The sequence below is a fragment of the Antrihabitans spumae genome (assembly GCF_043944905.1).
GTDB lineage: Bacteria > Actinomycetota > Actinomycetes > Mycobacteriales > Mycobacteriaceae > Antrihabitans > Antrihabitans spumae.
The window spans coordinates 42,761-66,244 of the sequence record NZ_JBIMSN010000116.1; the positions used below are offsets into that span (position 1 = coordinate 42,761).

Annotated in this window: 23 protein-coding genes and 1 pseudogene; 12 read left to right on the forward strand and 12 right to left on the reverse strand. The window is 64.5% G+C overall.

What is annotated here, in order from left to right:
* Nucleotides 1-48 precede the first annotated feature (48 nt).
* Entirely contained in the window at nt 49-2,040 is a 1,992-nt protein-coding gene (gene ligA / locus ACHIRB_RS23600) for an NAD-dependent DNA ligase LigA (RefSeq protein WP_395125314.1), read from the reverse strand.
* Nucleotides 2,041-2,153: 113 nt separating this feature from the next.
* Here ligA and ACHIRB_RS23605 point away from each other — a divergent pair, with 113 nt between their 5' ends.
* Nucleotides 2,154-2,531 (forward strand): nitroreductase family deazaflavin-dependent oxidoreductase, encoded by a 378-nt coding sequence (locus ACHIRB_RS23605; RefSeq protein ID WP_395125313.1) that lies wholly within the window; start codon nt 2,154-2,156, stop codon nt 2,529-2,531.
* 52 nt (nt 2,532-2,583) lie between these two features.
* Nucleotides 2,584-3,261 carry a hypothetical protein gene (locus ACHIRB_RS23610; RefSeq protein ID WP_395117449.1) on the forward strand — a complete coding sequence of 226 codons (678 nt, stop codon included), beginning with the start codon at nt 2,584-2,586 and terminating at the stop codon, nt 3,259-3,261.
* A 14-nt stretch (nt 3,262-3,275) separates the two neighbouring features.
* On the opposite strand, the gene ACHIRB_RS23615 is transcribed toward ACHIRB_RS23610, so the two are convergent.
* Nucleotides 3,276-3,626 (reverse strand): multicopper oxidase domain-containing protein, encoded by a 351-nt coding sequence (locus ACHIRB_RS23615; protein ID WP_395127784.1) that lies wholly within the window; start codon nt 3,624-3,626, stop codon nt 3,276-3,278.
* An 11-nt stretch (nt 3,627-3,637) separates the two neighbouring features.
* Entirely contained in the window at nt 3,638-4,777 is a 1,140-nt protein-coding gene (locus tag ACHIRB_RS23620; protein WP_395125311.1) for a multicopper oxidase family protein, read from the reverse strand.
* A 193-nt stretch (nt 4,778-4,970) separates the two neighbouring features.
* On the opposite strand from ACHIRB_RS23620, the gene ACHIRB_RS23625 reads away from it, so the two are divergent.
* Nucleotides 4,971-6,458 carry a flavin-containing monooxygenase gene (locus tag ACHIRB_RS23625; protein ID WP_395117445.1) on the forward strand — a complete coding sequence of 496 codons (1,488 nt, stop codon included), beginning with the start codon at nt 4,971-4,973 and terminating at the stop codon, nt 6,456-6,458.
* Between the two features lie 66 nt (nt 6,459-6,524).
* Here the strand turns inward: ACHIRB_RS23625 and ACHIRB_RS23630 are convergent, their stop codons facing one another.
* Nucleotides 6,525-7,454 (reverse strand): acyl-CoA dehydrogenase family protein, encoded by a 930-nt coding sequence (locus ACHIRB_RS23630; RefSeq protein WP_395117443.1) that lies wholly within the window; start codon nt 7,452-7,454, stop codon nt 6,525-6,527.
* A 115-nt stretch (nt 7,455-7,569) separates the two neighbouring features.
* Here ACHIRB_RS23630 and ACHIRB_RS23635 point away from each other — a divergent pair, with 115 nt between their 5' ends.
* Nucleotides 7,570-7,773, forward strand: a complete 204-nt coding sequence (locus ACHIRB_RS23635) for an excalibur calcium-binding domain-containing protein (protein ID WP_199708178.1) — start codon at nt 7,570-7,572, stop codon at nt 7,771-7,773.
* Between the two features lie 55 nt (nt 7,774-7,828).
* Here ACHIRB_RS23635 and ACHIRB_RS23640 read toward each other — a convergent pair whose 3' ends face one another.
* Genes ACHIRB_RS23640 through ACHIRB_RS23650 form a run of 3 tightly spaced genes read right to left on the reverse strand, consistent with a single transcriptional unit; the run spans nt 7,829 to nt 9,073 of the window.
* A complete protein-coding gene (locus tag ACHIRB_RS23640; RefSeq protein ID WP_395117441.1) occupies nt 7,829-8,191 on the reverse strand; it encodes a DMT family transporter in 363 nt (120 codons plus the stop codon).
* Nucleotides 8,188-8,544 (reverse strand): DMT family transporter, encoded by a 357-nt coding sequence (locus ACHIRB_RS23645; protein ID WP_395117439.1) that lies wholly within the window; start codon nt 8,542-8,544, stop codon nt 8,188-8,190. The genes ACHIRB_RS23640 and ACHIRB_RS23645 overlap by 4 nt, the downstream gene beginning before the upstream one ends.
* A gap of 52 nt (nt 8,545-8,596) precedes the next feature.
* The gene (locus ACHIRB_RS23650) at nt 8,597-9,073 is read right to left on the reverse strand and encodes a MarR family winged helix-turn-helix transcriptional regulator (RefSeq protein ID WP_395117437.1); all 477 of its coding nucleotides are present in this window, start codon (nt 9,071-9,073) and stop codon (nt 8,597-8,599) included.
* A 206-nt stretch (nt 9,074-9,279) separates the two neighbouring features.
* On the opposite strand from ACHIRB_RS23650, the gene ACHIRB_RS23655 reads away from it, so the two are divergent.
* Nucleotides 9,280-9,738, forward strand: coding sequence for a helix-turn-helix domain-containing protein (locus tag ACHIRB_RS23655; RefSeq protein WP_395127786.1), 459 nt, complete (start codon nt 9,280-9,282; stop codon nt 9,736-9,738).
* Here the strand turns inward: ACHIRB_RS23655 and ACHIRB_RS23660 are convergent.
* From ACHIRB_RS23660 to ACHIRB_RS23670, 3 genes are all read right to left on the reverse strand, one after another.
* Nucleotides 9,650-10,042 carry a sulfate permease gene (locus ACHIRB_RS23660; RefSeq protein ID WP_395117433.1) on the reverse strand — a complete coding sequence of 131 codons (393 nt, stop codon included), beginning with the start codon at nt 10,040-10,042 and terminating at the stop codon, nt 9,650-9,652. The two genes, ACHIRB_RS23655 and ACHIRB_RS23660, sit on opposite strands and share 89 nt — an antisense overlap.
* 193 nt (nt 10,043-10,235) lie before the next feature.
* A complete protein-coding gene (locus ACHIRB_RS23665) occupies nt 10,236-10,808 on the reverse strand; it encodes an ImmA/IrrE family metallo-endopeptidase (protein WP_395117431.1) in 573 nt (190 codons plus the stop codon).
* Between the two features lie 3 nt (nt 10,809-10,811).
* Nucleotides 10,812-11,180, reverse strand: coding sequence for a helix-turn-helix domain-containing protein (locus ACHIRB_RS23670; RefSeq protein WP_188550641.1), 369 nt, complete (start codon nt 11,178-11,180; stop codon nt 10,812-10,814).
* A gap of 306 nt (nt 11,181-11,486) precedes the next feature.
* On the opposite strand from ACHIRB_RS23670, the gene ACHIRB_RS23675 reads away from it, so the two are divergent.
* The 6 genes from ACHIRB_RS23675 to ACHIRB_RS23700 all read left to right on the forward strand — a co-directional run bounded on the left by ACHIRB_RS23675 (nt 11,487) and on the right by ACHIRB_RS23700 (nt 17,815).
* Nucleotides 11,487-12,452 carry an SMODS domain-containing nucleotidyltransferase gene (locus tag ACHIRB_RS23675; protein WP_395117429.1) on the forward strand — a complete coding sequence of 322 codons (966 nt, stop codon included), beginning with the start codon at nt 11,487-11,489 and terminating at the stop codon, nt 12,450-12,452.
* Nucleotides 12,449-13,063 carry a hypothetical protein gene (locus tag ACHIRB_RS23680; RefSeq protein WP_395125310.1) on the forward strand — a complete coding sequence of 205 codons (615 nt, stop codon included), beginning with the start codon at nt 12,449-12,451 and terminating at the stop codon, nt 13,061-13,063. Before ACHIRB_RS23675 ends, ACHIRB_RS23680 begins: the two co-directional genes overlap by 4 nt.
* A complete protein-coding gene (locus ACHIRB_RS23685; RefSeq protein WP_395117425.1) occupies nt 13,050-14,348 on the forward strand; it encodes a HesA/MoeB/ThiF family protein in 1,299 nt (432 codons plus the stop codon). Before ACHIRB_RS23680 ends, ACHIRB_RS23685 begins: the two co-directional genes overlap by 14 nt.
* On the forward strand, nt 14,345-14,902 hold the full coding sequence (locus ACHIRB_RS23690; RefSeq protein WP_395117423.1) for a Mov34/MPN/PAD-1 family protein: 558 nt from the start codon (nt 14,345-14,347) through the stop codon (nt 14,900-14,902). Before ACHIRB_RS23685 ends, ACHIRB_RS23690 begins: the two co-directional genes overlap by 4 nt.
* Nucleotides 14,899-16,203 (forward strand): SAVED domain-containing protein, encoded by a 1,305-nt coding sequence (locus tag ACHIRB_RS23695; protein WP_395117421.1) that lies wholly within the window; start codon nt 14,899-14,901, stop codon nt 16,201-16,203. Before ACHIRB_RS23690 ends, ACHIRB_RS23695 begins: the two co-directional genes overlap by 4 nt.
* Before the next feature lie 109 nt (nt 16,204-16,312).
* Nucleotides 16,313-17,815, forward strand: a complete 1,503-nt coding sequence (locus ACHIRB_RS23700; RefSeq protein ID WP_395117419.1) for a hypothetical protein — start codon at nt 16,313-16,315, stop codon at nt 17,813-17,815.
* 58 nt (nt 17,816-17,873) lie between these two features.
* On the opposite strand, the gene mobF is transcribed toward ACHIRB_RS23700, so the two are convergent.
* Nucleotides 17,874-21,422 (reverse strand): MobF family relaxase, encoded by a 3,549-nt coding sequence (mobF, locus tag ACHIRB_RS23705; protein ID WP_395117417.1) that lies wholly within the window; start codon nt 21,420-21,422, stop codon nt 17,874-17,876.
* Between the two features lie 463 nt (nt 21,423-21,885).
* Here mobF and ACHIRB_RS23710 point away from each other — a divergent pair.
* Nucleotides 21,886-23,034, forward strand: a pseudogene (locus tag ACHIRB_RS23710) (IS256 family transposase); the annotation flags it as partial.
* An 11-nt stretch (nt 23,035-23,045) separates the two neighbouring features.
* Here ACHIRB_RS23710 and ACHIRB_RS23715 read toward each other — a convergent pair.
* Nucleotides 23,046-23,484, reverse strand: a 439-nt coding sequence (locus ACHIRB_RS23715) for a hypothetical protein (RefSeq protein ID WP_395127785.1), incomplete at its 5' end; no start/stop codon positions are given.

Below are 23,484 nucleotides of genomic sequence, written 5' to 3' on the forward strand. Positions count from 1 at the left end.
GTGGTTCGGCCGTCAGACCCCTGAGACACAACATCGAGGTGTGCCCGGCTAGACGACCTTCGCGGCGATCAGCAGGTCCCAGATCTCGCCCTGGTCGATGACCTCGACGCCGAGCTTCTCGGCCTTGGCCAATTTGCTGTCACCGACCCCTGCGCCGGTGATGAGCAGGTCGGTGTTGGCCGAGACCGAGGAAGCCGCTGTCGCGCCCGCCTGCTCACAGAGGCGTTGAAACGTCGGGCGCGCAACCTTTTCGCCGGAGCGCGGGTCGCTGATAGCGCCGGTGATCACGACCGTCTTGCCTTCCAGTGGTGCGCCGGCCGCAATGACCGGCGGTAGGTCCTCCTCACGCACGTCCAGGGATACGCCTGCCGCACGCAGCTTTTCGAGTTCCGGGCGAAGGCGGGCCAGGTGTGCGACGAGCGAGGCGGCGACCTTCGCGCCGATATCATCCACCGCGACGAGCCGTTCCTGGCCCGCTTCAGCGATCTCTTCGAGGGAGCCGAACCCCGCTCGGGCCAGGCGCGCGGCAGTGCCGTCGGACGCCATCGGTATCGCCAGGCCGATCAAAGCACGCCGCAGGCCTACCTGGCGGCTGGCATCGATCGAATCGATCATGCGCTGCGCCGAGACCTCTCCCACGCGGTCGAACTCCAGCAGGCGTTCCTTCGTCAGTGTGTAGAAGTCCGAAGGGTTTTCGAGGATGCCCGCGTCAGCTAGGCGTTCGATCCACACCTGCCCTATTGCATCGATATCCGCTGCGGCGCGCGACGCCCAGTGGATCAGCCTGCGGACCGTCTGCGCAGGGCAGGCGACATTGGTGCAGAACAGTTCTCGGCTGTTGCCCTGCTCGGTCACCGGCTGTTGGCACGATGGGCAGACGGTAGGCGGCTCGATATCACGCTCCGCACCCGTGCGTTTGGCGGCGTCGAGAACGCCTGCCACGAACGGGATTACGTCGCCAGCGCGGCGCACCAGCACCGTGTCCCCGATTTTGATGTCGCGGGCGCGGATGACTTCTTGGTTGGCCAGCGTCGCCTTTGTGACGGTCGTACCGCCAACGAACACCGGCTCCAGCCACGCAACCGGGACGATCTTGCCCGTCTTGCCGACATCCCAGATCACCTCGCGCAGCAACGTGGTCTTCTCCTCGGCGGCGAACTTGAATGCCAAGGCGCCACGCGGCGAACTCGACCGTGTTCCGGCCGCCGCATAGGCCTCCCGATCAGCCAACCGCAGCACCGCACCGTCGAGGTCGTAGTTCAGCGCATTGCGGCCCTGCTCGATCGCGGTGATCGCGGCCTGCGCCTGCTCGGCGTCGGTGCAGTGCTGCATCTGCGCACCGGCGATGCCGAGAGCCTGCAGCCCCTCCTCCAGGTCGACGGCGGCGTCACCGGTCGAGGTATCCAAGTCGAACCCGAAGAACTGCAGCCGTCGCTCGGCCACTGTCGCAGGGTCCTTCGCCCGCAGCGTGCCCGCCGCGGCGTTGCGCGGATTGATCAGCGGCTTATCGGGATTCGCCTCGTTGTAGGTGGTGAAGGTGGACCGCAGCATCACCGCCTCGCCACGCACCTCCACCCGCCCAGCGCTGTCGATCCGTTCGGGGACGCCGTCGACGAGGGCGCGAACCAGCATGGTCACGTCGTCACCAGTCGTGCCATCACCACGGGTGACAGCACGCACGAGCCGCCCTTCCTCGAAGACCAGGGACAAGGACAAACCGTCGAGCTTCGGCATGACCACCACCGACTGCCCGGGAAAGCGGTTGAAGAAGGCCACCACCTGCTCGGGCTTGGTCGCCTTCTCCAGTGACAGCATGGGACGCGAGTGCCGGACCGGGGAGTGCAACTCTGCGGGTGCGCCCACCTGCTCCAGAGGATTCGGGTCGAGCGCGATGTCGGGGTGCGCTTCGAGAAGGCCACGTAGCTCGTCCTCGAACGCGTCGTACTCGGCGTCCGCAACCAGCGGCGAACCCTGGTAGTACGCCTCGCGCAGCGCCACGATTCGGTCCGCGAGCTCCTGAGCGTGTTCCCCTGTTTCCACAACACCGGACGTTACAGAAGCCCACTGACAGCAATAGTCGCCGATTCCCCCAGCACACCCGAGGCCTGCCGCTTACCCGCCGAAGGTCCCGTCACGCAGTAGCGTTGGCCGTCATGCAGCTGCCTCGTGCGATCGCGAGCTTCAACAAGTACGTCACCAACCACATTCAGGGCCTCTGGGCGTGGCTGCTCCCGCCGTGGGCGGTCGTGCATCACACGGGACGGTCCTCGGGCCGCGCGTTCAAGACGCCGATCATGGGCTTCAAGACCCCGGAGGGTTTTGCGATCCCGATGCTCTACGGGCCGCAGAGCCAGTGGGTCAAGAACCTGCTGGCCGCTGGTGGGGGCGAGATCCAGCGGGGTGGCAAGCGCTTCAGGCTCGTCGACCCGCGGGTCGTCCACGCGTCGGAGATAACCGCGAAGGGCATCGCCGGCGTCTACACCCGGTCCGCGACCTCGACGCTCGTCGCCACGCTAGGCGAGCGCGTGTAGTCGGTCGCCGAGTCCGAACGTGCGTTACGTATCCGATAAGAGGGGTGGGCTTGTGAGGCGACTATGTCTCGCTCTGATGCTCGTGGGGGGATTGACCGCCTTCTTGGCGGCAGCGCTCTTCCAGGGTTTGTCGAGCCCGGAAGTCGCCGGTACTTTCATCACCGGATACAGCCAGACGTCGTCTTTCCCCGTTCGCTTCAGCTCGGATCCCGCTCGATACCTGACTGTCGGGTTACTCGGTGCAGTTGTGGGACTGGTGTCCGGCGCCGTGCTGCACGCTGTGGGAATGCGGATGAGTGCTGACGACGGCGCGGTCCTCACCGTGCTGGCGGGCCTGCTCGGGAGCGCCATCGGTCTATCGCCGGTCCTCATCACTATGGCTGCCACGATCGACCTGACTGCCGGGGTCACTCCGCTCGGAATGTACGCAATCACTGGCGTGCTCGCATACCTCCTCGCTATCGCGGCCGTGCATGTATCCCTGCGAGTGATCGGCGACCCGACCACGAAGTCCACGACTCGAGCAACTGCCGTCCTGCTCCCAGCAGGCGGCATTCTCGCCACCGCCGCGGGTGTGGGTAGCGCATGGACGCTCGGTTTCTCGACGGCAACCTCAACGTGGATCGTGGTGGTGATTGTCGTAGTTCTCATTTTGAGCGGGACCTTTGCCATGGCACGCGTCGCAGGAGTACGACGCAGCGCTTCCAGTATCGGGATGTCGGCGCGCTGAATCGAGCGCAGAACTCAACCGTGACCCGAATGGTTTGGTGCACTTGGAGTTTCGGTCTTCCCCGGCGCCACCACGACGAATTGCCCCATCAGACCCTGATCCTCGTGCCGCAGGAGATGGCAGTGAAACATGTACGGCATCGAGGGGTCGGTGAAGTCCGTGAACCGCATCAGTAATCGACGCGTCTGATTCGGCGCGATGTACACCGTGTCCTTGCGTCCCGATAGCGACGGATCGTCTGTGTCGAGCACCTGGAACTGCACGTCGTGCACATGAAAATTGTGAACCTGACCGCTGCTGTTGTGCACTTCCCACACTTCGGTGGTGCCGACCGTGACGACCTCGTCGATTCGGTTCATGTCCATCGACTTGTTGTTCAGCGACGTCGAACTCGTGATGTCGAAACTCCTGGTGACGGTCGGGTCACCGAGGTCGGGCAGGGTTGAAAGTGTTTCGGGAACAGCGGCATTGGGCGCAAGCGTCGATGCTGCCCGCAGTTGCAGGATGTCGAAGGAATCAGCACCGCCACCGAATCGATCGTTCCAGAAGCCGGCACCGAGGTCGGGTGGTGCGCTGCGCAGGACCGTCGTCGTACCCGGTGACAGTGCAACAACGATCTCGGCCCGCTCGCCGGGCGAGAGCCGAAGGCTTTGCATCGCAACCGGTTTCGCAAGTAGCCGCCGTCGGTTCCGATCAGCTGAAAGTCCCGGTCGTCCGAGAATCCAAAGTTGTACACACGAGCATTCGACGCGTTGAGCAGACGCAGCCGGACCCGCTCGGTCGTCACGTCCAGATAGGGTCCCGGCGTCCCGTTGACCAAGATCTCGTCGCCGAGCACACCCGTGTCGTTGAAGATCGCCGACGAGGCGTCGAGGCGCTCGCCGTTGAACTTCTTGTCCTGCACGATGACCGGCACGTCGTCGACGCCGTCGCGGTCAGGCAGTGCAGCGCCGGCAGGGTCGTCGATCAGGAACATCCCGGCGATCCCGCGATAGACGTGGTCGGCCGTCTCCCCGTGCATGTGCGGGTGGTACCACAGCGTTGCAGCCGGCTGGTCCACGGTCCACTGCGGTGACCACGTCGTCCCTGGTTCGACGAGTTGGTGCGGTCCACCGTCCATCGCGGCGGGGAGATGCATCCCGTGCCAGTGCAGCGTGCTCGAGACGCCGAGTCGGTTACTGACGTTCATCCGAACCGTCTCACCGCGCTTTGCTCTGATCGTCGGCCCGAGGTAGGAGCCATTGACACCCCACGTCTCGGTGTCGGGTCCGTGGCCGAGGTCGGAGGTGCCGCTCTGCATGTCGAGATCGAAGCTACGTACCCCGTCGGGTCCGACCGTCGATGCGGCGAGTGGCGGAATCTGCATTGGTTTCTCGAAGTCGACCCGTCCGACTGTGTCGACCCGCGCGATCGTCCAGCTATATGCCGTGACGGCAACGGCTGCGGTCGAGAGCGTCATGCCGAGCACGATTGCAGCGACCAGCACGCGGATCCAGGTTGGCCGCCGTTTCGTCATGTATCCGAGCCTGGCGTCTTCGTCGTGCACATACATCCAGGTAGAGACCCATTTCAGCGTCAGGGATTACCCCGAGATGATGTGACGGTGAGAAACGGATATTGCCGTTACGGCGAGTTTCGGGTACCAATGGTATTTGAAATGGCGTTCGGGCACGGAGTCCGCCGCCAGAGACGAGGAGGTCTCCGCACTTATGACTGTGCACCCGCAACACGACGCAATTATTGTCGGCGCAGGATTCGGCGGTATCGGTGCCGCGATCCAGTTGAACCGACTCGGCCTCGACAATCTCGCCATCCTCGAGCGCGAAGACGACCTCGGTGGCACCTGGCACGTGAACCACTACCCCGGTTTGGCTGTCGACATCGCATCGGTCACGTACTCGTACTCCTTCGAGCCGAACCCTTACTGGTCGCGGATGTTCGCGCCCGGTGCCGAGCTCAAGCGCTACGCCGAACACGTCGCCGACAAGTACAACCTGCGGCGCTACATGCGATTCAACACGTCCGTCACCGGCTCACGCTGGGACGAAGACGAGCAGTACTGGGTCGTCAATGTCGAGGACGGTCCGTCGATCACGGCTCGGTACCTGCTCACGGCGACTGGCTTTCTGTCCCAGCCGAAGACGCCGGACATCGCGGGAATCGACACGTTCGAGGGCAAGGTCATTCATACGACCAAGTGGGACGACACCTACGACCTCACCGATCGTCGCGCGGCGATCATCGGCACCGGCGCGACCTCGGTCCAGCTCGTTCCGCGCGTGGCTGACAAGGTCCGCGAGCTGACTGTCTACCAGCGCACCCCGATCTGGCTGGTGCCGAAAGTCGACTTGCCGATTCCGGGCGTCGTGCAGCGACTTTTCGACAGGGCACCGGTTACTCAGAAGGTCGCCCGCGTCGTCAATTCGAGCGTTCTCGAGGCGATCATGGTCGCCGGCGTGCTGCACTATCGGCAGGCCAAGATCTTCAACAAGGGCGCCGAATTGATCGCTCGCGCACAGTTACGAGCGCAGGTTCGCGACAAGAAGACCCGCGAGGAACTCACTCCGGACTACTCCTTCGGCTGCAAGCGGCCCTCGTTTTCCAACGAATATCTGGCGGCGTTCAACAAGGACCATGTTCGGCTGGAGACCACGTCGATCGATCACATCGAACCCAACGCAATCGTGACGACCGACGGCAACCGCACCGAGATCGACACGCTGATCCTGGCAACGGGCTTCAACCTGTGGGACGTGAACTTCCCAGCCATCGAGATCCTCGGTCGCGACGGACGCAACCTCGGAAAGTGGTGGCGCGACAACCGTTTCCAGGCCTACGAGGGGATCAGCGTTCCGCATTTCCCGAACTTCATGACGCTGGCCAGCCCGTATTCCTACAGCGGACTGTCGTACTTCACGACGATCGAGTCGCAGATGAAGCACATGGACAGGTTGCTTTCCGAATCCAAGCGACGCGGCGCAACCACCTTCGAGGTGAAGCAGGACGCCAACGACGAGTTCCTGGATCGCTGCACCGAGCAGCTCGACGACTCGGTCTTCTACAACGGCAACTGCCAGACCTCGCGTAGCTACTACTTCAACCAGCACGGCGAGGCGGCGATTCTGCGCCCGACCTCGACCCTCAACGCGCTCCGCGAGGCGAGCCGCTTCCCGCTGGAGGACTACACGTACGCCTGATCGAACGCTCTCCGCCGTCGGCCGGGAAGGTTTCCCGTGAAACCTTCCCGGCCGCTTTGCATCCAACTACGTGGCGACGCCGAGCGCCCGCCACGCAACCTCACGCCGCTTCGCCCGCGCAGTTCCGGCGATCCCGAGAATCGGTCGGTCCCGCTCCCACAGCGACCGCGTGTCGGCGTCGACGGCCGCCCAGTGGTCGCCGAGCTCGTCGATCAGCGTTGTGAATGCGCCGAACACCCCGCCGAGCGCTGCATGCGTCGACGCCGCTGCAGGTGACGCGGCCGCAATCGATTGGATCGCTGTGAGCAACACCAGAATTCGCTCCACCACCGAAGCCGGCCAGTTCGATCGCCTGGCGACCTGGACGAGCATTCCGCATCCAGCAGCGAGCACATGCAGGTCTTCGATCGTTCGAAACGGCTTGAGGTAGTTGACGTAGGCATCACCGGGGAGCAGGTCGTCGGGTCTAATCATCACATCTGACAGCTCCAGCGATGCGTGCCCGATTTCCGGCGCAAACAGCATCGCGGGAAGGTCCGTAACCTGGGCGCCTGCTCGCCCGTTCTCGAAGGTCACTGCCCGGAGACTGTTCCGTCCCGACGTGTCCTCGCCGACACTCGCGATGACGACCAGAATGTCAGCGCGTGTCCCGAGCGTCACAAAGGACTTGGTGCCGGAAAGGGACCAACGGTCGACGCCGTCCTGCCTCAACGCGGTCCGGATTGCCGCTGGATGACCTCCGCCCGCCTCGGTGGCGCACAGCGAGATCGTCTTGTCCTGAGCAACGTCGGGAAGCATCGTGTGCAGCGCTGCTTGATAACCGGAGAGAAACGCGTACCCGAGGCGGTCGGCGCCGAATCCAGCGGCGGCGGCCCTGTCGATCTGTCGCGGAAATCGATCCGCAAGCTCGAGTTGTCGCTGCCAGGAGTCGTCGACCGACGTTGTCGGTGCAGTTTCCGGTGACGTCGTCAGGACGTATTCGAGAAGCCTGTTCACTTGGCTGACCGTAGCGTGGACGGTCAGGTAGCAGACTACTCAGGACACCTGAGCAATTTGAGAGTAGAAATTGTGGGTTACCACTCGCTTACTACCCGCACGAATCGAGAAAGACATGGTCGTTCGCCTCGTCTGCGCAAGCTTCCTCGGCGCAGCAATGCTCACCCTCGCTTCACCCACGATCGCATCCGCTGCGCCGGAGCCCGATTACAAAAATTGCACCGAAGCTCGCGAGGCCGGCGTGACTCCCTTGCATCGAGGAGACCCGGGTTATGCCGCGCACCTCGACCGCGACGACGATGGCGTCGCCTGCGAATAGACAGCCGAACAGAAAGCCCGCACTTGCCAGACCAGTAGAGACTCCTGGACCCACATCACGCATCCTTCGTACGGTCAGCGAGTTTCAGCCAGATCACTCCGACGATGACAACCGCGAGCCAGAAGCCTTTTGCGGCGGTAAGTGTTTCATCGAAGAAGACTGGTCCGAGTAGCGCGGCACCGACGGCGCCGATTCCTGCCCAAACTGCGTATCCGATCCCGACCTCGATCGACTTCAGGGCTACGCTGAGGGCGAAGAGGGTGAGCAGGAAGAAGACGATCGCCACGAGCGACCAGGTCAGCACGGTGAAGCCGCGGCTTCCCCCCACTGACAGGGCGTAGCCGACTTCGAAGACTCCGGCCAGAAGAAGAACGATCCAGGCTCGGGCTTCGCTGGTCCGTTCCACAGTGCTGCTCACGCAACACCGCTGAGTTGGAGGCCGGCGACTCCTCCGATGACGATGGCGATGCCGATCGCTTTACGCCAGTCGAGTCGCTGGTTGAACAGCAGCGTGCCCAGCAGGACGATTCCGACACCGGCAATCGAAGTCCACATCGCGTAGCCGACACCGACATCGAAGGTGAGCAATGCGCGACTGAGGAAGTAGGTAGCGATGCCACCGCTTGCGAGGGTGGCAATCGTCCATCGTGGGTTCGTGAATCGGCTGCTTTTCCGGCCGATATCGCGACTGCGATCTCGAAGATGACTGCAATAGCCAGATATACCCAGTTCATTGTCACTCTTTCGGTTTCTAGTTGTACGTGCATACATATAAAGCGAGGCAGGAGCTGGCGTATCTCGCAGCTGTCGATGCCGCAACGCGTCAGGTGTCGTCGGGGCTGTCGAGGTCCGCTAGAGCTCGACCGATAGGCAGTGCGACGAGCGCGGGGTACAACTCGTGCAATCGCTGCAGAGTCCGGTCGAGGTGAATTCGAAACGGTTCGCGCGCTTGCGCCACGAGAGCTTCGCCCTCGGCCGTGATGACCGCGTGGACACCGCGCCCATCCTCGGAACAGGTGTCACGACGGGTGAGCCCTCGCGTCTCGAGTCGAACCAGCAGGCGAGTCACCGAACTCTGATTCAGGCCGATCCGGTGGGCAAGGTCGTTGATCCTCAGCTCTTTGTCCGGCATCGAATCGAGCTGACGCAAGGCGCGGTACTCGGTAAGGACGAGTCTGTGGTGATCCGTCAACCACTTCCCGAGGCTGGTATCGACCGAGGCTACGAACGACGCGAGTTGGACCCAGTCATCGAACAAGTCTCCGGCAGCTTCGCCGGACTCCGATCGATTCATGTACATACATATAAGCTAACGGGAGGTCGACCAACAAGAAAGCCCGCCCCCAATCGGGAGCGGGCTACTTGCCGTTGCGAACTGTGGACCTCCGTAGCAGCTTCTCAAACCCCCGGAAGCCTCTCGGATCGCTGATTTCCCGCGTTCTACGGGGTTCTCGGGCTCGTCGGCCGCGCGCTCGGGGTGCTCGGTTGACCGATGAGCGCGGTCCGGTGCGTGAGAATTCTCGGCAGTCTCAAACCCGTTTGAGCGTCTCCAATCGAGCCGAGCTGCTCGCCGGGTACGCCGATGGTGTGCCCGTGCGGGAGCTTGCGACGCGATTCAACGTGCACCGCGGCACTGTGCGGGAGATAGCTCGGCAGGCAGGCTTGGCGGCGCGTCGCCCGGAGTTGCCGGACGCGATCCGAGTGGACGCCGCTCAGCTCTATGCGGGTGGGATGACGCTCGCTCAGGTCGCCGCGCGACTCGGAGTAAGCCATGAGGCCGTGCGCTCGGCGGTGCTCGCGTGCGGCGGGACGATCCGTGCGGCGGGACGATCCGTGCCGGCGGTCGTCGCCGGGTCGGCGCCTGAGTTCTCACACCTCACCGGATACCTATCGCGTCCACCACGGCACGCTCTTCTGCGTCGTCTGCTTCGCTGGGCGAGCTGGCGCGCTCGCGACGGGCGGTGACGGACTCGCGGACACGGGCGCGGATTAGGAGCACAGCGCTGACCGGCCCGATCCAGAGCATCTTGAGCATGTTCCAGATCGCCCACAGCACTGCGAGGTGGAGCCATCCGGGTGCGCCGTCCTCGATGAGTTGGACACAGACGTTCGCGATCAGGATGTACGGGACTGCGAGCAGCATCGCGGGGATACCCCACTTCAAGCCGCGTCGGTGAGTTCGGATCGCATCCAGCAGGATGTTGGTAGGCATGTAGCGCCGCAGGAAGTAGCGGGTGTGGACGCTGACGGTCCAGATCAGACGGATCATGGTCTTCCTCTCCATCGCACAGTTCATCTGACGAGGCGGTGCGTTGAAGAGTGACCCGAGGGTCTGCCGCAAGCGGCGCATTACAGAGGAGAAATCCGCCTCAAGGCCAAGTCTACGCCTCGGGCCCGACGTGAAGGAAGGGACGGGCGAACTCGCACCGAGCCCAGGCCGATCGCCCGCTGCTGGGTCGCAACTATCGGTAGGAGCTGGGCGCCTTGGACCACTTGGCGCGAGCGCGTTCCATGACCTTGCGGGCGCCGCTGTGGTTCATCCTCCAGCGGGCGACAGCGAGGCTGACGTCGTAGGCATCCGCGGCCTCGTCGTCGGTGGCGTTCGCTCGGGCGAGCCGGAAGGCTCCGTCGTTGGGGATCAGCATCTCCCCCGAGAGCCAGTCAGCTTCGGCTTCTTGGTCGCCGCCCAGCCCACACTTCCTCTCGTCGGAAAGCGAAACGCCGAACTGGTGCTCCAGGACGACGTGGGCGAGTTCGTGGCACATGGTGGTGCGCCGACGAGTCAAGGGCTGAGCATCGTTCTCCAGGATGACCACCCCGCTGCCGTTCGGGATCAGCGCCCCGGATAGTGCGCTCCCGTCCGCTCGTAGGAAGTGGTCGCGCGCCACACCATCGAGGTCGCTGAGCTGGACGACGGGGATGCCGTACTCAGACGCGAAGGCATAGGGGTCGAACGGCGCGTGCGCGTCGAGGCCGATTTCGGCTCGTAGCTCCAGCGCGAGGCTCTTCGCCTCGGTCTTGAATCCTCGACGCACGAGTCATCCCTGGGCCCGTGCACGTTCGATGGTCGCGCCGATCACCTGTTGCAGGTACTTGACGTCGGTTTCGCTGAGGTCCTTCCGGGCGCGCAGGAGCGGTGCGAGCTGGGCCATGAGGTCGGGTTCGCGAGTGTCGTCGGCGTCACGTTCTCCCTCGTGCTCGAAGAAGTCCTCGGCCGGGAGTCGGAGCCAGGCGATGATCGTGGCGAAGCCGTCGGTGTCTGGCTTGAGGCCGTTGCCGAGCCGGGAGAGCAAGGAGGGGCTCACGCCGATCTCACCGGCCAGTGCTCGCCAGGAGAGTTGGCGCTCTTGACGCGCGGCGTCTAGGGCGGAGTACAGCGCGGCCGTGTTGATCGTGGTTTTGGCCATACCCCCAGTGTGTCACATCTGCGACAGTTCGTCGCCTCCGACACGGACTGTGTTAGAATTGAAACGCAGCATCGAGTTTAGAACGCCGAGGAGGTGAGGAGCATGGCAGGCAAGCGAGGGCGCAGCGCGGTCACGGGTCGGTTCGTGAAGCAGTCCACGGTGAAGCGTCACCCGAAGACCACGACCAACGAGACCACCGGCAAGCGCAGCAAGAAGAAGTAGGCAGCGAGCCGCACCTGCTCGACGCAGCAATGTCGGTGGCAGTAACTACGGTGATCGAACGACGAACCAACCAGGAGAACGACTATGAGCGTGACGGACGCCTTCAAGACCTTTCAGGACGTCGTGAACGCTGACATCACACACGTCCGCGAAGCGCGCGCCCGGCGCGATCTCTTCAAGAGTGCCTTCGGCACCGAGGACGATGTGGAGGAAGTCATCGCGTCCGGATCGCTCGCGCGAGGGACGCACAAGGACCCGATCCATGACGTCGATGTGATCGTCGTCTTCGATCAGGACGAGCATCCTGAGTGGGGAGCGCCGGGAGGTTCCGCCGCGGACGCTCTCGATCACACGCGCGAGCGTGTCAACGCGCTGCTCGGGGCGACGAACGGCACCTACGACCACGCCGTCCGACTGGCCCGGTGGCGCAACCATGCCGTCAAGTGCTTCCTAGATGACCCCGACGATCCTGACGCTTTCACGGTTGATGCCATGCCAGCACTTCGCCGCGATGGGCGGCTCCTCATTCCTGAAGCACTCTCGGAAGACTGGGTCGCTTGCGACCCCGAATCCCTGATCGCCGAGGTCGCGGATAGGCACGCACAGTGGAACAAGTTCGCCGGCACTGTTCGGATGCTCAAGTGGTGGGCCGCCGAGCAAGACACCAAGATCAAGTCTCTCGTCATGGAGGTCCTCGCGCTCGACTTCCTGCTGACGGACGTCAACCAGCCCGCTGCGATCAAGCAGTTCTTCGTCAGCGCCTGCTACCACATTGAGGGCGGGAACGAAGTGGCCGATCCTGCTGGGCTCTGTGGACCGATTCAGCCTGACATCGACTACGGCGAGTTCGCCGATTCCCTTCGATCTGCACGAGATAACGCGATCAAGGCCTTCCAGGCACAGGCGAACAACGACACTGCCGCTGCGATCAAGCACTGGGGTGAGGTGTTTGGGGACGACTTCCCGAAGCCTCCCGCCTCCACTGGCAACCCGGCGCCTGCGGTCGTACCAGCGGCGCCCCGACCGGTGAAGGACACTCCGCAGGGATGACTCGCGCAACAGGGCCGGATCGCGGCGCGGGCACCGCGGCGCTCAACCCCGTGCTCTGGACTGAACGTGAACCTGTGCGATTGGCGCGCGACCAAGATGAAGTCCAGGCATTCGCGCCGTTGCTCGAATACCAGAGTCCAGCAGACGACGGCTTGCCGCACGGCGGATGGATCGGCGTGCTCCCCCGCTGGCCGTTCGAGCGGCCGCAGCCCAATACTCTCGACGAGCTGCTCGGGGACCAGGAACTGCGGGTGCTCGTCGCCTACTCCGCGGCGCACCCGATGGTGCCGCCGACCATCTACTCCCTCGATCCGGAGCCGTCGATCTGGGAACAGACACAGTCCGCATGGCACGTAGCCCCAGGAGGATCGCTCTGTCTGCTCCAGAGCGATGGCGGCTGGCAGCCCGAAGCCAGCCTCACCGAGCTTCTGGCGAAGGCATCGGGGTGGCGAATCGAGTACGCCCTCATGAAGGCTGGAGTCATCAATGAGATGTCGGTCAATGGCATCGTCTCTGACCCCTCGCACGACCACCTGATTGACCGAGCGATTCAGCGAGCAGCTCCAACACCGGACCCGACCGAGGCGGGAGACACAGATGTCTCCCAGTAACCCCTACATCGTGATGCCCAGAGACGCGGTCACGAAGATCGCAGGCTCCGACCTGTCGGGCGGATCGCTGGTGCTCCGCCGCGTTCCCGCGGACGATATGTATGTCGTCCAGACCGTGGAAACCGGCAAAGACATCCGGCTTCCAGCCGAAGTCCCACGCGAGTACGCCGCGCTTCGTTCAGGCGACCCCCACCATGCCGCTCAGTGGATCAGGGTGGCACCGAACGACGCCCATCTTCACCATCTCTTCTTGTCCAGACGCCCCGATATCTCCATAGGGTTCAAAGAATTCAGGGAGCTGGTGCCGGGCGTTGCCGATCCCGGCAACCACCTTGGCGTGGTCGTCACTCACGACCCCGATCTTCCACCGGAGCTGGTGGAGGCCGGTGCCTCGGAGTTTGCGGGATGGGCTGTCCGGCGCAGCGGTGTGGAACCGCTCGCTATCGAGATGGAGCCAGAAGTTGTTGGCCTGGCACAGTTGGCTGGCAAGTGGCCGATCGAGCAGCTCGCCGCCAACAGCGTCATGGTCGTGGGCTGCGGCAGCATCGGCAGCGCCGCAGCAGAGGCGCTAGCAGGATACGGAGTCGGACGTGTGGAACTTGTCGACCCGGACCGATTCCTCTGGCACAACATGCTTCGCCACACTCTCGGCGCCGAAAGCGTCGGGCGGTTCAAGGTGGCGGCCATGAAAGATCACCTCGCCCAGCACTGGCCGCAACAGACAGTACTTGCCCACCGACGCGACGTGGTTGCCGAGGCGCACTACATCCGGCCCATCGTCGACCGCGTCGACCTGGTGCTCTGTGCCGCAGACGGTATTGCTCCCAGGCGTGTCGTCAGCCACCTCTCCAGGCGCGCACGGAAGCCGGCGATCTTGGCGTGCGTGCTCGACAATGGCTCGATCGCAGAAGTCATCAGGCTGCGACCAACACCCCGGTTCGGATGTCTCCTCTGTCTACGGCAGCAGCTTGCAGATCAGGGAGCGATGGACGCTGAGGCGGATCAGGAGTTGGATTACGGCACCGGGCGCGTCCACCAGCCAATGACGGCTGTGCCGCCTGATCTCCGATACATCGGCACGTTCGCCGCAAAAGTAGCGATCGCGACACTTCTGGAATCGCTTCACGGTGACCACACCCAGCAGGTTCCCGGCGAACACGCCATCATCGGTCTCCGACCAGCAGGTGACCTCGCAGCCCCTTTCGACCTCAGCCAAGCCGGCGATGTTCGGTGGTCGTCCATTCCCAGACCTCGTGCATCGTGCCCGACCTGCTCGCCAGGATGACAGGTCGAAGAGAGGTGCCTCCGCTGACGATCACTGACGTCGCACTCGGCACGATCGCGCGCGAGGCGTTGCGGTCCGTCGATGGACTCGAAACTGGCGGCATCCTGCTCGGGAACGACGCGACTGATGGGATCGACATCCGACACGCCGGCGGACCTGGACCCAACGCCACCCGCGGCGAACGCACCTTTATGCGAGACCTCGACCATGCCCGGCGTCTCGCGGACTACGCCTGGTCGGAGGACCGTAGCCAGTGGATAGGCGAATGGCACACCCACCCGACCGGAGGACTCTCCCCGAGCGAGGTTGATCTCCACTCCTACATGCGCCATCTGCACGACCCCGAACTGGGGTTCGACAAGTTCGTCGCGATCATCGCTGGATTCGATTCATCGGCACGAGTGGTCGTTGCAATTTGGCTCGTAGAACGGGACCGCATCTTGGCAGTGTTACCCGAGAGGCTTCCTACGGCGCCTGCTGTAAACAGCCCGCACGCCAGTGACGCGGTGAGGCACGCCACCTTCGTAACTGAAGAACACAAGGAGACGCCATGACATCCGATTCCGCCGCCCCTGACCCAGCAGACCCTGTCTTCATCTCGTACCGCCAGAAGGACGGTACTGGTGTTGCTACGGAGCTCGCCTGGCTCCTCCGGGCCGCCGGCATCCCTGTGTGGCGGGACCGAGACGATCTGCCGCCAGGCGACACCGAGGCCCGACTCAAGCAAGCGATAGCGGCCGGCATCTCCGGCGGCGTTCTCGTGACGACACCGGACGTGGTGAACAGCAGAGTCGTGAAGACGTTGGAAGCACCTCAACTCCTTGAGCTACACCGCGACCACGAAGTGTTTGCACTCGGCATCATCAACTCGGTGAAGACAGACCACGGCGGAACAGATTACGACGCTCCTGACCGGCTCCTAGAGATTCGTCCCGGCACCTTGAGCGGTGTAGATCAGCAATCCGCCGAGCGCGATGGTCTGCTGGCATTGATCCGCGGTTTGGTCTGGCACCGGATCGCGTCTCTTCGCAAGCGAATCGAGGCAACCGACCAGACGTTCCACCTAAGCCTCCAGACCAGGAACACGCCACAGGTCTATGACCGAACCGGTGACGAACTGGACATCCGGCTCATGCCCTCCGATCACGAACGGCTTCCGAGCGCCGATGGGCTCCGAGACCTCAAGGACACCATCGGTCTCCTCCCCGATGCCGTGACCCGTTCCGGGGCACATCGCCTACGTGTTGCTGGAGGGGCTCATCTCTCCGTGGCCTTCGCGGTCGGGGCGGCCTTGCCTTCGTCTCGAAACGGACACATGGACGTGATCGACCAACAGGGCGCCACCTGGTCGAGCGATGGCGAAGCGCGGTTCATCACGCAAACGCAAGTGCAAATCGCAGATCAAGGCGGCGAGCCATCTGCGATCACGACCGGCCGCCCCTCCGTAGCCGTGTATGTCGATCTCCTGCCCCAACGCAGCGACACCGCCTTCACCCGCTATATCGAAGACCACAGGCCGTTTCTCGCGGCCTGGCGTCATCTCACAAGTGCGAGCGGCACGCTCCTCGACGCCACTGATGCAGGCCTGATCGCCGCCGACGTCGCCGCGCACATCCGTGCCCTGTCGAACGACAACTCCAACGCCGAGGTGCACCTCCTGCTGCGGTGCCCGTTCCCACTTGCGCTTCTCATCGGGCGATTGACCAACACCCTGCGCGTAGTAGTCCATGAATGGGACGATTCCGACCCCATCGACGGTGAAGACTACCGCGCAAGGTACGTGCCCACCATGCGTTTACGTACATCTGCAAGCTCAGGTGTCATCGAAGATGTGCTCCTCCCGGATGCGTCTTGACTGCGCCAACCGACCTTGCGGTCGCCCGTAACACCATGTTAAGCGTCACTCCCGCATGGAGGATTCGCTCGACGTTTAGACAACGGCGCTCCGAAGGACACGGACGTCTATGAGCTTCTCGCGCGATCCGGGCTTGCCCTACTCGGCATTCACTCAAGCGTGCCGCGCCTTCAAACCCAGCGAGCTGATCCCGGCGATCGCGCAGGCCTCGGCATCGCTCGGCGAACCGCCGTATCCAGATGCTGTGAAACATCGGATGCCGCCGTGGGGATTGGCTGCGGCCGCGCGAGATTCGCTTCTCTACGGCAATGAGTATCGCTCGAAGGCCGTCGATGAGAAGGCGCTGCGGAAGCTGATGCACAAGTTCCAGATCGCGATGGACATCGACGATGCTGATGTGGGGTCCGAGGACTTCCTCGTCAAAGTGATGACTCGGGTCACGTACGAGCAGTTCCCCTACCAGGAGTCGATGTTCGAGGAACTTGCTCGCTCCCACGCCTGGATGGTCGAGGGTCTGCCCGACGTCGAGACCCGAGTGATCACGGAGGACTCGCTGGCGGCCATGCTCGACGGAATTCCGTTCCGCGAGGCGATCGGCGCGACGTTCTTCCTCCAAGTGGGTGCCTTCCAGAACGGTGGAGCATACAAGCCTGGCTGGCTGGATCAGCCAAACTTCACTGAAGTGCTGAAGCTCTATCCGCGGACGAACATAGAGAAGATCGCCTCTCGACTCACCACGACACCCGCAGCCTTTCGGACTGCTTTCAACGACCACTCGGTCGGAACAGCCACAGCGGCCCGATTCGATTACAACCCGTTGATGGCGACGCCGTTCGTGGACATGGGCGACGGGGAGCCTGTTGCTCCAGCGACGCGTCTGATCATGCGGACGGTCACGCCGGGAGGTTTGTACTACATCGGGATGACCAAGCACGGCAAGGCTTTCGCGGATGATCTCGGAGGCCTGTTCGAGCACTACATTGGTCGACAACTCAACCTGATCGAAGACGCGGAGGTCGAACCCGAGATTGTCTACGGCAAGGGTGGCGGTCACAAGAGCGTTGACTGGTTTGTGATCCTGCCCAGTCTGGTCATCTTGGTTGAGGTCAAGTCTCGCCGCCTCGGCCCGGCAGCACGGGCCGGCGATGCGACGCTGATGAATTCGCTCAGCGAGACCCTAGGCGGCGCACGGAAGCAGTTGACCCGTACGGTCAGCCATCTTGCTGACAATCACCCGGCGTTCACGAACATCCCAACCGACCGCCCCATGTTGGGGTTGATCGTCACGGCGGAGCCGTTCTATACCGGAGCCGCGTACCTTCTCGACCATGACGTTGCAGTCATCCCTGGCGGGAGGCTCCCAGATGTTCCTGTAGCCGCGGCGAGCGCGCGTGAAGTCGAGTGGCTCGTGACGCACGGCAAAGACGTTGAGCCGCTGCTCCTCGCAGAGATGGCGAAGAGTGCAGGAGGTGTCGTCAGCCTGCGTGACATCGGTAAGAAGGTTGATACCGAGAATCCGATTCTGTTGAACGCTTGGAATGCGTATCCTTGGCCGACCGGCAAAGGACATGGCGATGGAGAGTCATCATCGACGCCGTCCGGCAATCGCTGATTCTCACACTCGAACCAAGTCGACTGCAAGCTTCGGAAGTGCCGAAATCGCGCCACACTTACAACGAGCGCTCGACGTCCTCGCGTCCCGGTGAATGCTGCGGTACATCGCTCGCTTGGGTGATGAAGCCATGTACTCGATCGAGGGCAGTTCGTGCACGGGCGGCGTCGATGCACTGCGCCGTGGACTGCGGCGGCGGCCCCAGTGGTCGGTCATCCGTGACGCCGTATCTGTCGCGGTAGGCCGCAACGGTGCGCCCGTAACGTCGCCACGCAGCGGCCTGGCGTTGATCGCGGGGTGGCTCGCCAAGATGCTGCGCCCATGACTCGCCGGTCTCGCGTGCGGTGTCGAGCACGGCATCAGCGCGAGCTTCGATCATCTCGCGCCGCTCATCGAGGGCGTGGCGCATGTCGCGAATCATTGGGCCGTCGGCGGACGGAATCAGTCCGACGATCAGCCGTGGTGTCTTGCGAGTGCGGCCCGAGCCCGCCGGGCGTGCGGTGGCACGGGCGACGCGGTAGTGCAGGACGGAGGCGATGTCGTCGGCATCGGTGAACCCGCGCGCGGCCACCAGTCGCGGGAACAAGATGTCGAGGTCGTGGTGGTTGGCCTCCGCGCGGCGCAGTTCGGCAGTGAGTGCCCCGAACGCCTCCGACTCCACCGTCGCATCGGCTTGCTCGACTGTCAGGCCTGAGGACCTGATCAAGGTGGCCCAGCGGTCTCGTTGTGCTGCCGCGGCGATGGTCTCGTACTCAGCCGCGAGCTGGGCGATCGAACCCCACTGCTCATGTTCGGCAGTGATGGTCTCGTGCGCGGACAGCTCCGCACCCACATGCTGGAGCACCCCGAACAGCACCGACCGGCCGGTGGCGTCGGCGTTGTCGCCCGGATGCGGGTGGGCGTGCTCGTCGGCCCGGTCGAGGATCACGTAGGCGCGGTTGGCGTGCTTGCCGCGGGTCATCGCGACGTAGAAGTTCTCCCTCGTTGTAGTCGGCTCCACCAGCACATGCGCGGTATCGACAGTGACGCCCTGCGCCCTGTGCGCCGTGACCGCGTAGCCCAGATCAACATGGTCAGTCACGTAGGCGGCGGGGAGGACGATGGACCCGCCGAACCGGCGGCCGGCCTTGCGGATCGTGACCGAGCCGTCGTCCCGGACGCCGGTGATGGTCCAGGTGTCACCGTTGCGCACCCACGTCTTCTCGTTACGTAGCCGGCGGTCGTTGCGACGGGTGATGATCGTGTCCCCGACCCCGGCAGTGGTGCCGTCGTTCAGCTCGACCTCCCGACCGGGTGCCAACGTGCCGTCGAGGATCAGATCGGCACGGGCGCGGGTGTTGAGGGCGCTCACGTGGTCGCGGGTCTCGGCGACCAGCACCGACACCAAGCCTTGGTTCCGGTCGGTGCGCCAGGCGGTGTAGGCGGCGTCGGTCATCGCATCGGCGTCGCCGTCGTGGATGCGGTCGTGGGCGAGGTAGGTGTCGATCACCTGCGTACGACCGTGCCGCAGTGCGAGGGAGGCGGTCTTCTCCCACTCGTGGGTGAACCGGTGCACGTCGACCAGCTCGGGCACATCGTCATGGTCACCGACGAGGAGCCCGAACGCGCCGCCGGCGTCCACGGACTGGAGCTGGGCGTAGTCGCCGACCAGCAGCACCTTCGCATCGGCTCGTTCGGCCAGGTGGGTGATGCGGTCCAACGAGAGGGTTCCGGCGAGGGAGGCTTCGTCGATGATGACGAGTTGACCTGCCCGGAAGTCCTTGCCGTGGACGAGGTGGTTCTGCCACCACTTCGCCGTGTTCTCGCATCTGATCCCGAGGTCGTCGGCGAGGACCTGCGCGGCCACCGCGGACGGTGCGAGCCCGACTACGGACCCGGCGCCGTGTTCCTTCTCCCATGCCCGGCGCAGCGCGGACATTGCCGTCGTCTTCCCGGCCCCGGCCGGTCCGATCAGCACATCGAGGACACGGCCGGAGACCGCGATCTTCATGAGCGCGTCGGCCTGATCCTCGCCGAGCAACCGACCCTCCGCATCGGGACGAGCGGTGATCTTCTCAACCGTCGCCAGCGGCACGGTCGGCCCGGTCGTGGTGCGGGAGCGGTCGAGCAGACGGTCCTCGGCGCCCAGGAGCAGCTCGGAGGAGAACACGGTCGAGTGCTTGGGCCGGAACACGCTGGTGCCGTCCACCCGCCGGAACGCCGCCGGTGACGTGGCGAGGTCGGGCGGCGTCAGCCGCAGCGAGGCTTGCTCGGCGGCGTCAACGATCATCGTGACGACCGCTTCGCGATCCTGCATGGTGGCGAAGCGCCAGCCCATCGTCTGCCGAGACGCCTCAGCCATCAAGTTCCACCGCCGCCACGTGGACCGCTTCTCACCCACCACCCCGACCACGGTCTGCCCGAGTTCGCCGATCGCATCGAGCGGTACGTCATCGGCACGCAGCAGCAGCGACTTGTCGTTGTCCGTCACGGCGCGCGCCCAGCCGCTGGCGTCCTGGCCGAGTACCCCGGTAGCACGGGTGCGCCACTCGGCAGTCAGGTCGGCCAGCGACCGCACCTGCTTCTCCGGGCGTGTGGCGAGGGTGGCTTGGGCGCGCAGCTTGATCACGATCGCCGTCGAGGGCTGGCGGCCGTGCTTGGTGACGTACTCGGCGATCAGCCGGTCCTTCTCGGCGTCGATGTGCCGGGCACGGGTCGAGAACTCAGCCACCAGCTCCTCCGGCACGCTGCTGATCGCCCATGCCGGGTTCCGGTCCCGGCCCATGTCGCGGGCCTCCCACTCGACGCCGAAAGTGCGGGTCATGTGGTCGGCGAACACCGCCTCGTGCAGCTCCGACAGGGCGACCACGGCGGCGTGCATCGGCCGTCCATCCAGACTGCGCCACTTCCCGTCCAGCACGGTCTGCACCTTGTTGCTGATGACGACGTGGGTGTGCAGATGAGGGTCGCCTGCGCGGGAGTCGAAGTGATCGAACGCCGTCGCCACCAGCCCGGTCACATCCACCTGCGCAACGGCTCCGTCGCCGGCGGTTGCACCGGTGCGGGTGGCTGCAACCTCACGCTCCATGAACGCAACCACCTCCGCAACCGCCGCATGATGCGCCTCACCGATCAGCGCTTGGGTCCCTGCGTCAGCGACCGCCCACAACGCCGAGGCAGACTTCGGGACCGAGAAAGTGAAGTCGAACCCCGCCACCGCCCGCCGCTTACCGCGCTCGGCCTCCTCAGCCTCGATCCGAGCGACCGCCTCACCCTTCGCGCCCGGACTCAGGCTCGGGTCAAGGTCAGCGATCCGAGCTTCGATCCGCTCCGGCACGGACTTGTAGGCGGGGAACGCGCGACCGAGCGGGTCACCGGTGATCGGGTCACGACCCATGCCCATCAAGAGCTGGAGCTGCGCCTCCGACACCCGATCACCCACCGCGAGCTGCCCCTTGCCGAGCGAGACGACGCCGGACCCCAGCCACTGGCCCGGTGGTGTTCCCGCCTCCACGTAGTACCTCGTCAGAGGCGTCGAGAGGGCGCGGTCGCCGTCCGCGGCCGCGACCGTGCGCAGCAGGTACTTGTACCCGTCGCCCGCGCTCATCACCCGCATCGAGACCGTCACGACACCACCGCCTTTCGATGGTCAGGTGAACAGGCGCCGACCGCGCGACGCGCTGTCAACTTTGGTTGACACCTTGATCTGCAAGACGCGTGGCAGCTCCGATGGCGGGCTGAACGAGCGCGGATCGGTGCAGGCCTGATGGCCGGCAGTGTGGGCGCCTCTTGTCATGTCGGAGGCGAGGCACCGGCGGCGGCTGAGCGTGGCCGTGCACCTGGCAGCTGATCAGCCCGGCGATGGGCTCCCTCAGGAGTTCGGTCCGGAGTCACCGAACTGCCGGAGCCCTCATGTACAACTTCCGGAACCGCGACAACGGTCCGCTCCGGGGGTCGAGTTGCGTCCCCGATAGTGGTGTAACGCGGTAGCCGAGATCCGCCGCCCCGTGCGTGTCGTGGGGACGAGGTAGCGGCCACCGCGTGATCCTTCGAGTGAACCTTCCAAAGCACTCTCGAACGGAGTCATCACGATGACCGCTCCTCACATTCTCAACCCTGTCGCCCTGTTGGAGAAGGGACTCTCCGACGCCTCGCCTGATCTGATGCGGGACGCTGCTCGCGACGGTGATCAACGCGCTGCTCTCCGCCGACGCGGACGCGGTGTGCGGTGCCGAGTACGGCCAGCCCTCGCCGGATCGGGTGAACTCCCGCAACGGCTACCGCCACCGCGACCTGGATACCCGGGTCGGGACCATCGACGTCGCGGTCCCCAAGCTCCGCCAGGGCTCGTACTTCCCGGACTGGCTGTTGGAGCACAAGAAGCGGGCCGAGGCCGCGCTCATCAGCGTGGTGGCGACCTGCTACCTCCTGGGTGTCTCGACGCGGCGGATGGACAAGCTCGTGGCCACTTTGGGCATCACCTCGCTGTCGAAGTCGCAGGTCTCGCGGATGGCCGCGGACCTCGATGAGCAGGTCAAGGCGTTCCGCACCCGCCGGCTCGATGAGTCCGGGCCGTTCGCGTTCCTCGCCGCCGACGCGTTGACGATGAAGGTCCGCGAGAACGGCCGCGTGGTCAACGCCGTCGTGCTCGTGGCCACGGGAGTCAACGCTGATGGGCACCGCGAGGTGTTGGGCATCCAGGTCGCCACGTCCGAGACCCACGCTGCGTGGAACACCTTCTTCGCCGACCTGGTCGCCCGCGGACTCACCTCGGGCCCGGACGGGGTCATGCTGGTCACCAGCGACGCTCACGCAGGGCTCGTGGAGGCGATCGCGGCCAACCTGCCCGGAGCATCCTGGCAGCGCTGTAGGACGCACTACGCGGCGAACCTGATGGACGTGTGCCCCAAGTCGGCCTGGAACGGCGTGAAGGCGCTGCTGCACTCGGTCTATGACCAGCCCGACGCCGAGGCGGTGAACGCCCAGTACGACAAGATGCTCGACGCCCTTGCCGACAAGCTCCCCGACGTGGCCGACCACCTCGACGCAGCCCGCGCCGACGTGCTCGCGTTCGCCGCGTTCCCGCGTGAGATCTGGCGCCAGATCTGGTCCAACAATCCCAACGAGAGGTTGAACCGCGAATCAGGCGTCGCACCGACGTGGTCGGAATCTTCCCCGACCGCAACTCCGTGACCCGGCTCGTCGGTGCGGTGCTCGCCGAGCAGCACGACGAGTGGATCTAAGGCCGCCGTTACCTCGGGCTCGAGGTCATCGCCCGGGCACGCGCCGCGATCAAGGCCGCCGCAGCCCGAGCCACCGCAGTTGCCAGCTCCGACCAGGACGCCACGACCACCGAGCCCGACCTGCCCGAACTGGAGCCCGCAGCATGAGCCACGAGGCCACGACCCAGCGCGAGCAGGACCTCGCGACCCTCAACGCCGGTGGGTTCACCGGCTGGTGGGACGAGCACGGCCAGCCCGCCCCGTTCCCCGACGACTTCTTCGACCCCGACAGCCAATGGAGGCCCAGCAGCAACGACACCCCGCCCGAGCTCGCCGACCGCGAGCAGCCCTTCTTGTTGCCCGTCGCTGACGTTGCAGATGAAGCCGTCACTCGGTTTGCCGACGACCAGAGACGTTGATCGAGTAGCGGGTGACGCGATCGTGGGCATGGTGACGGCAAGGTCGGCA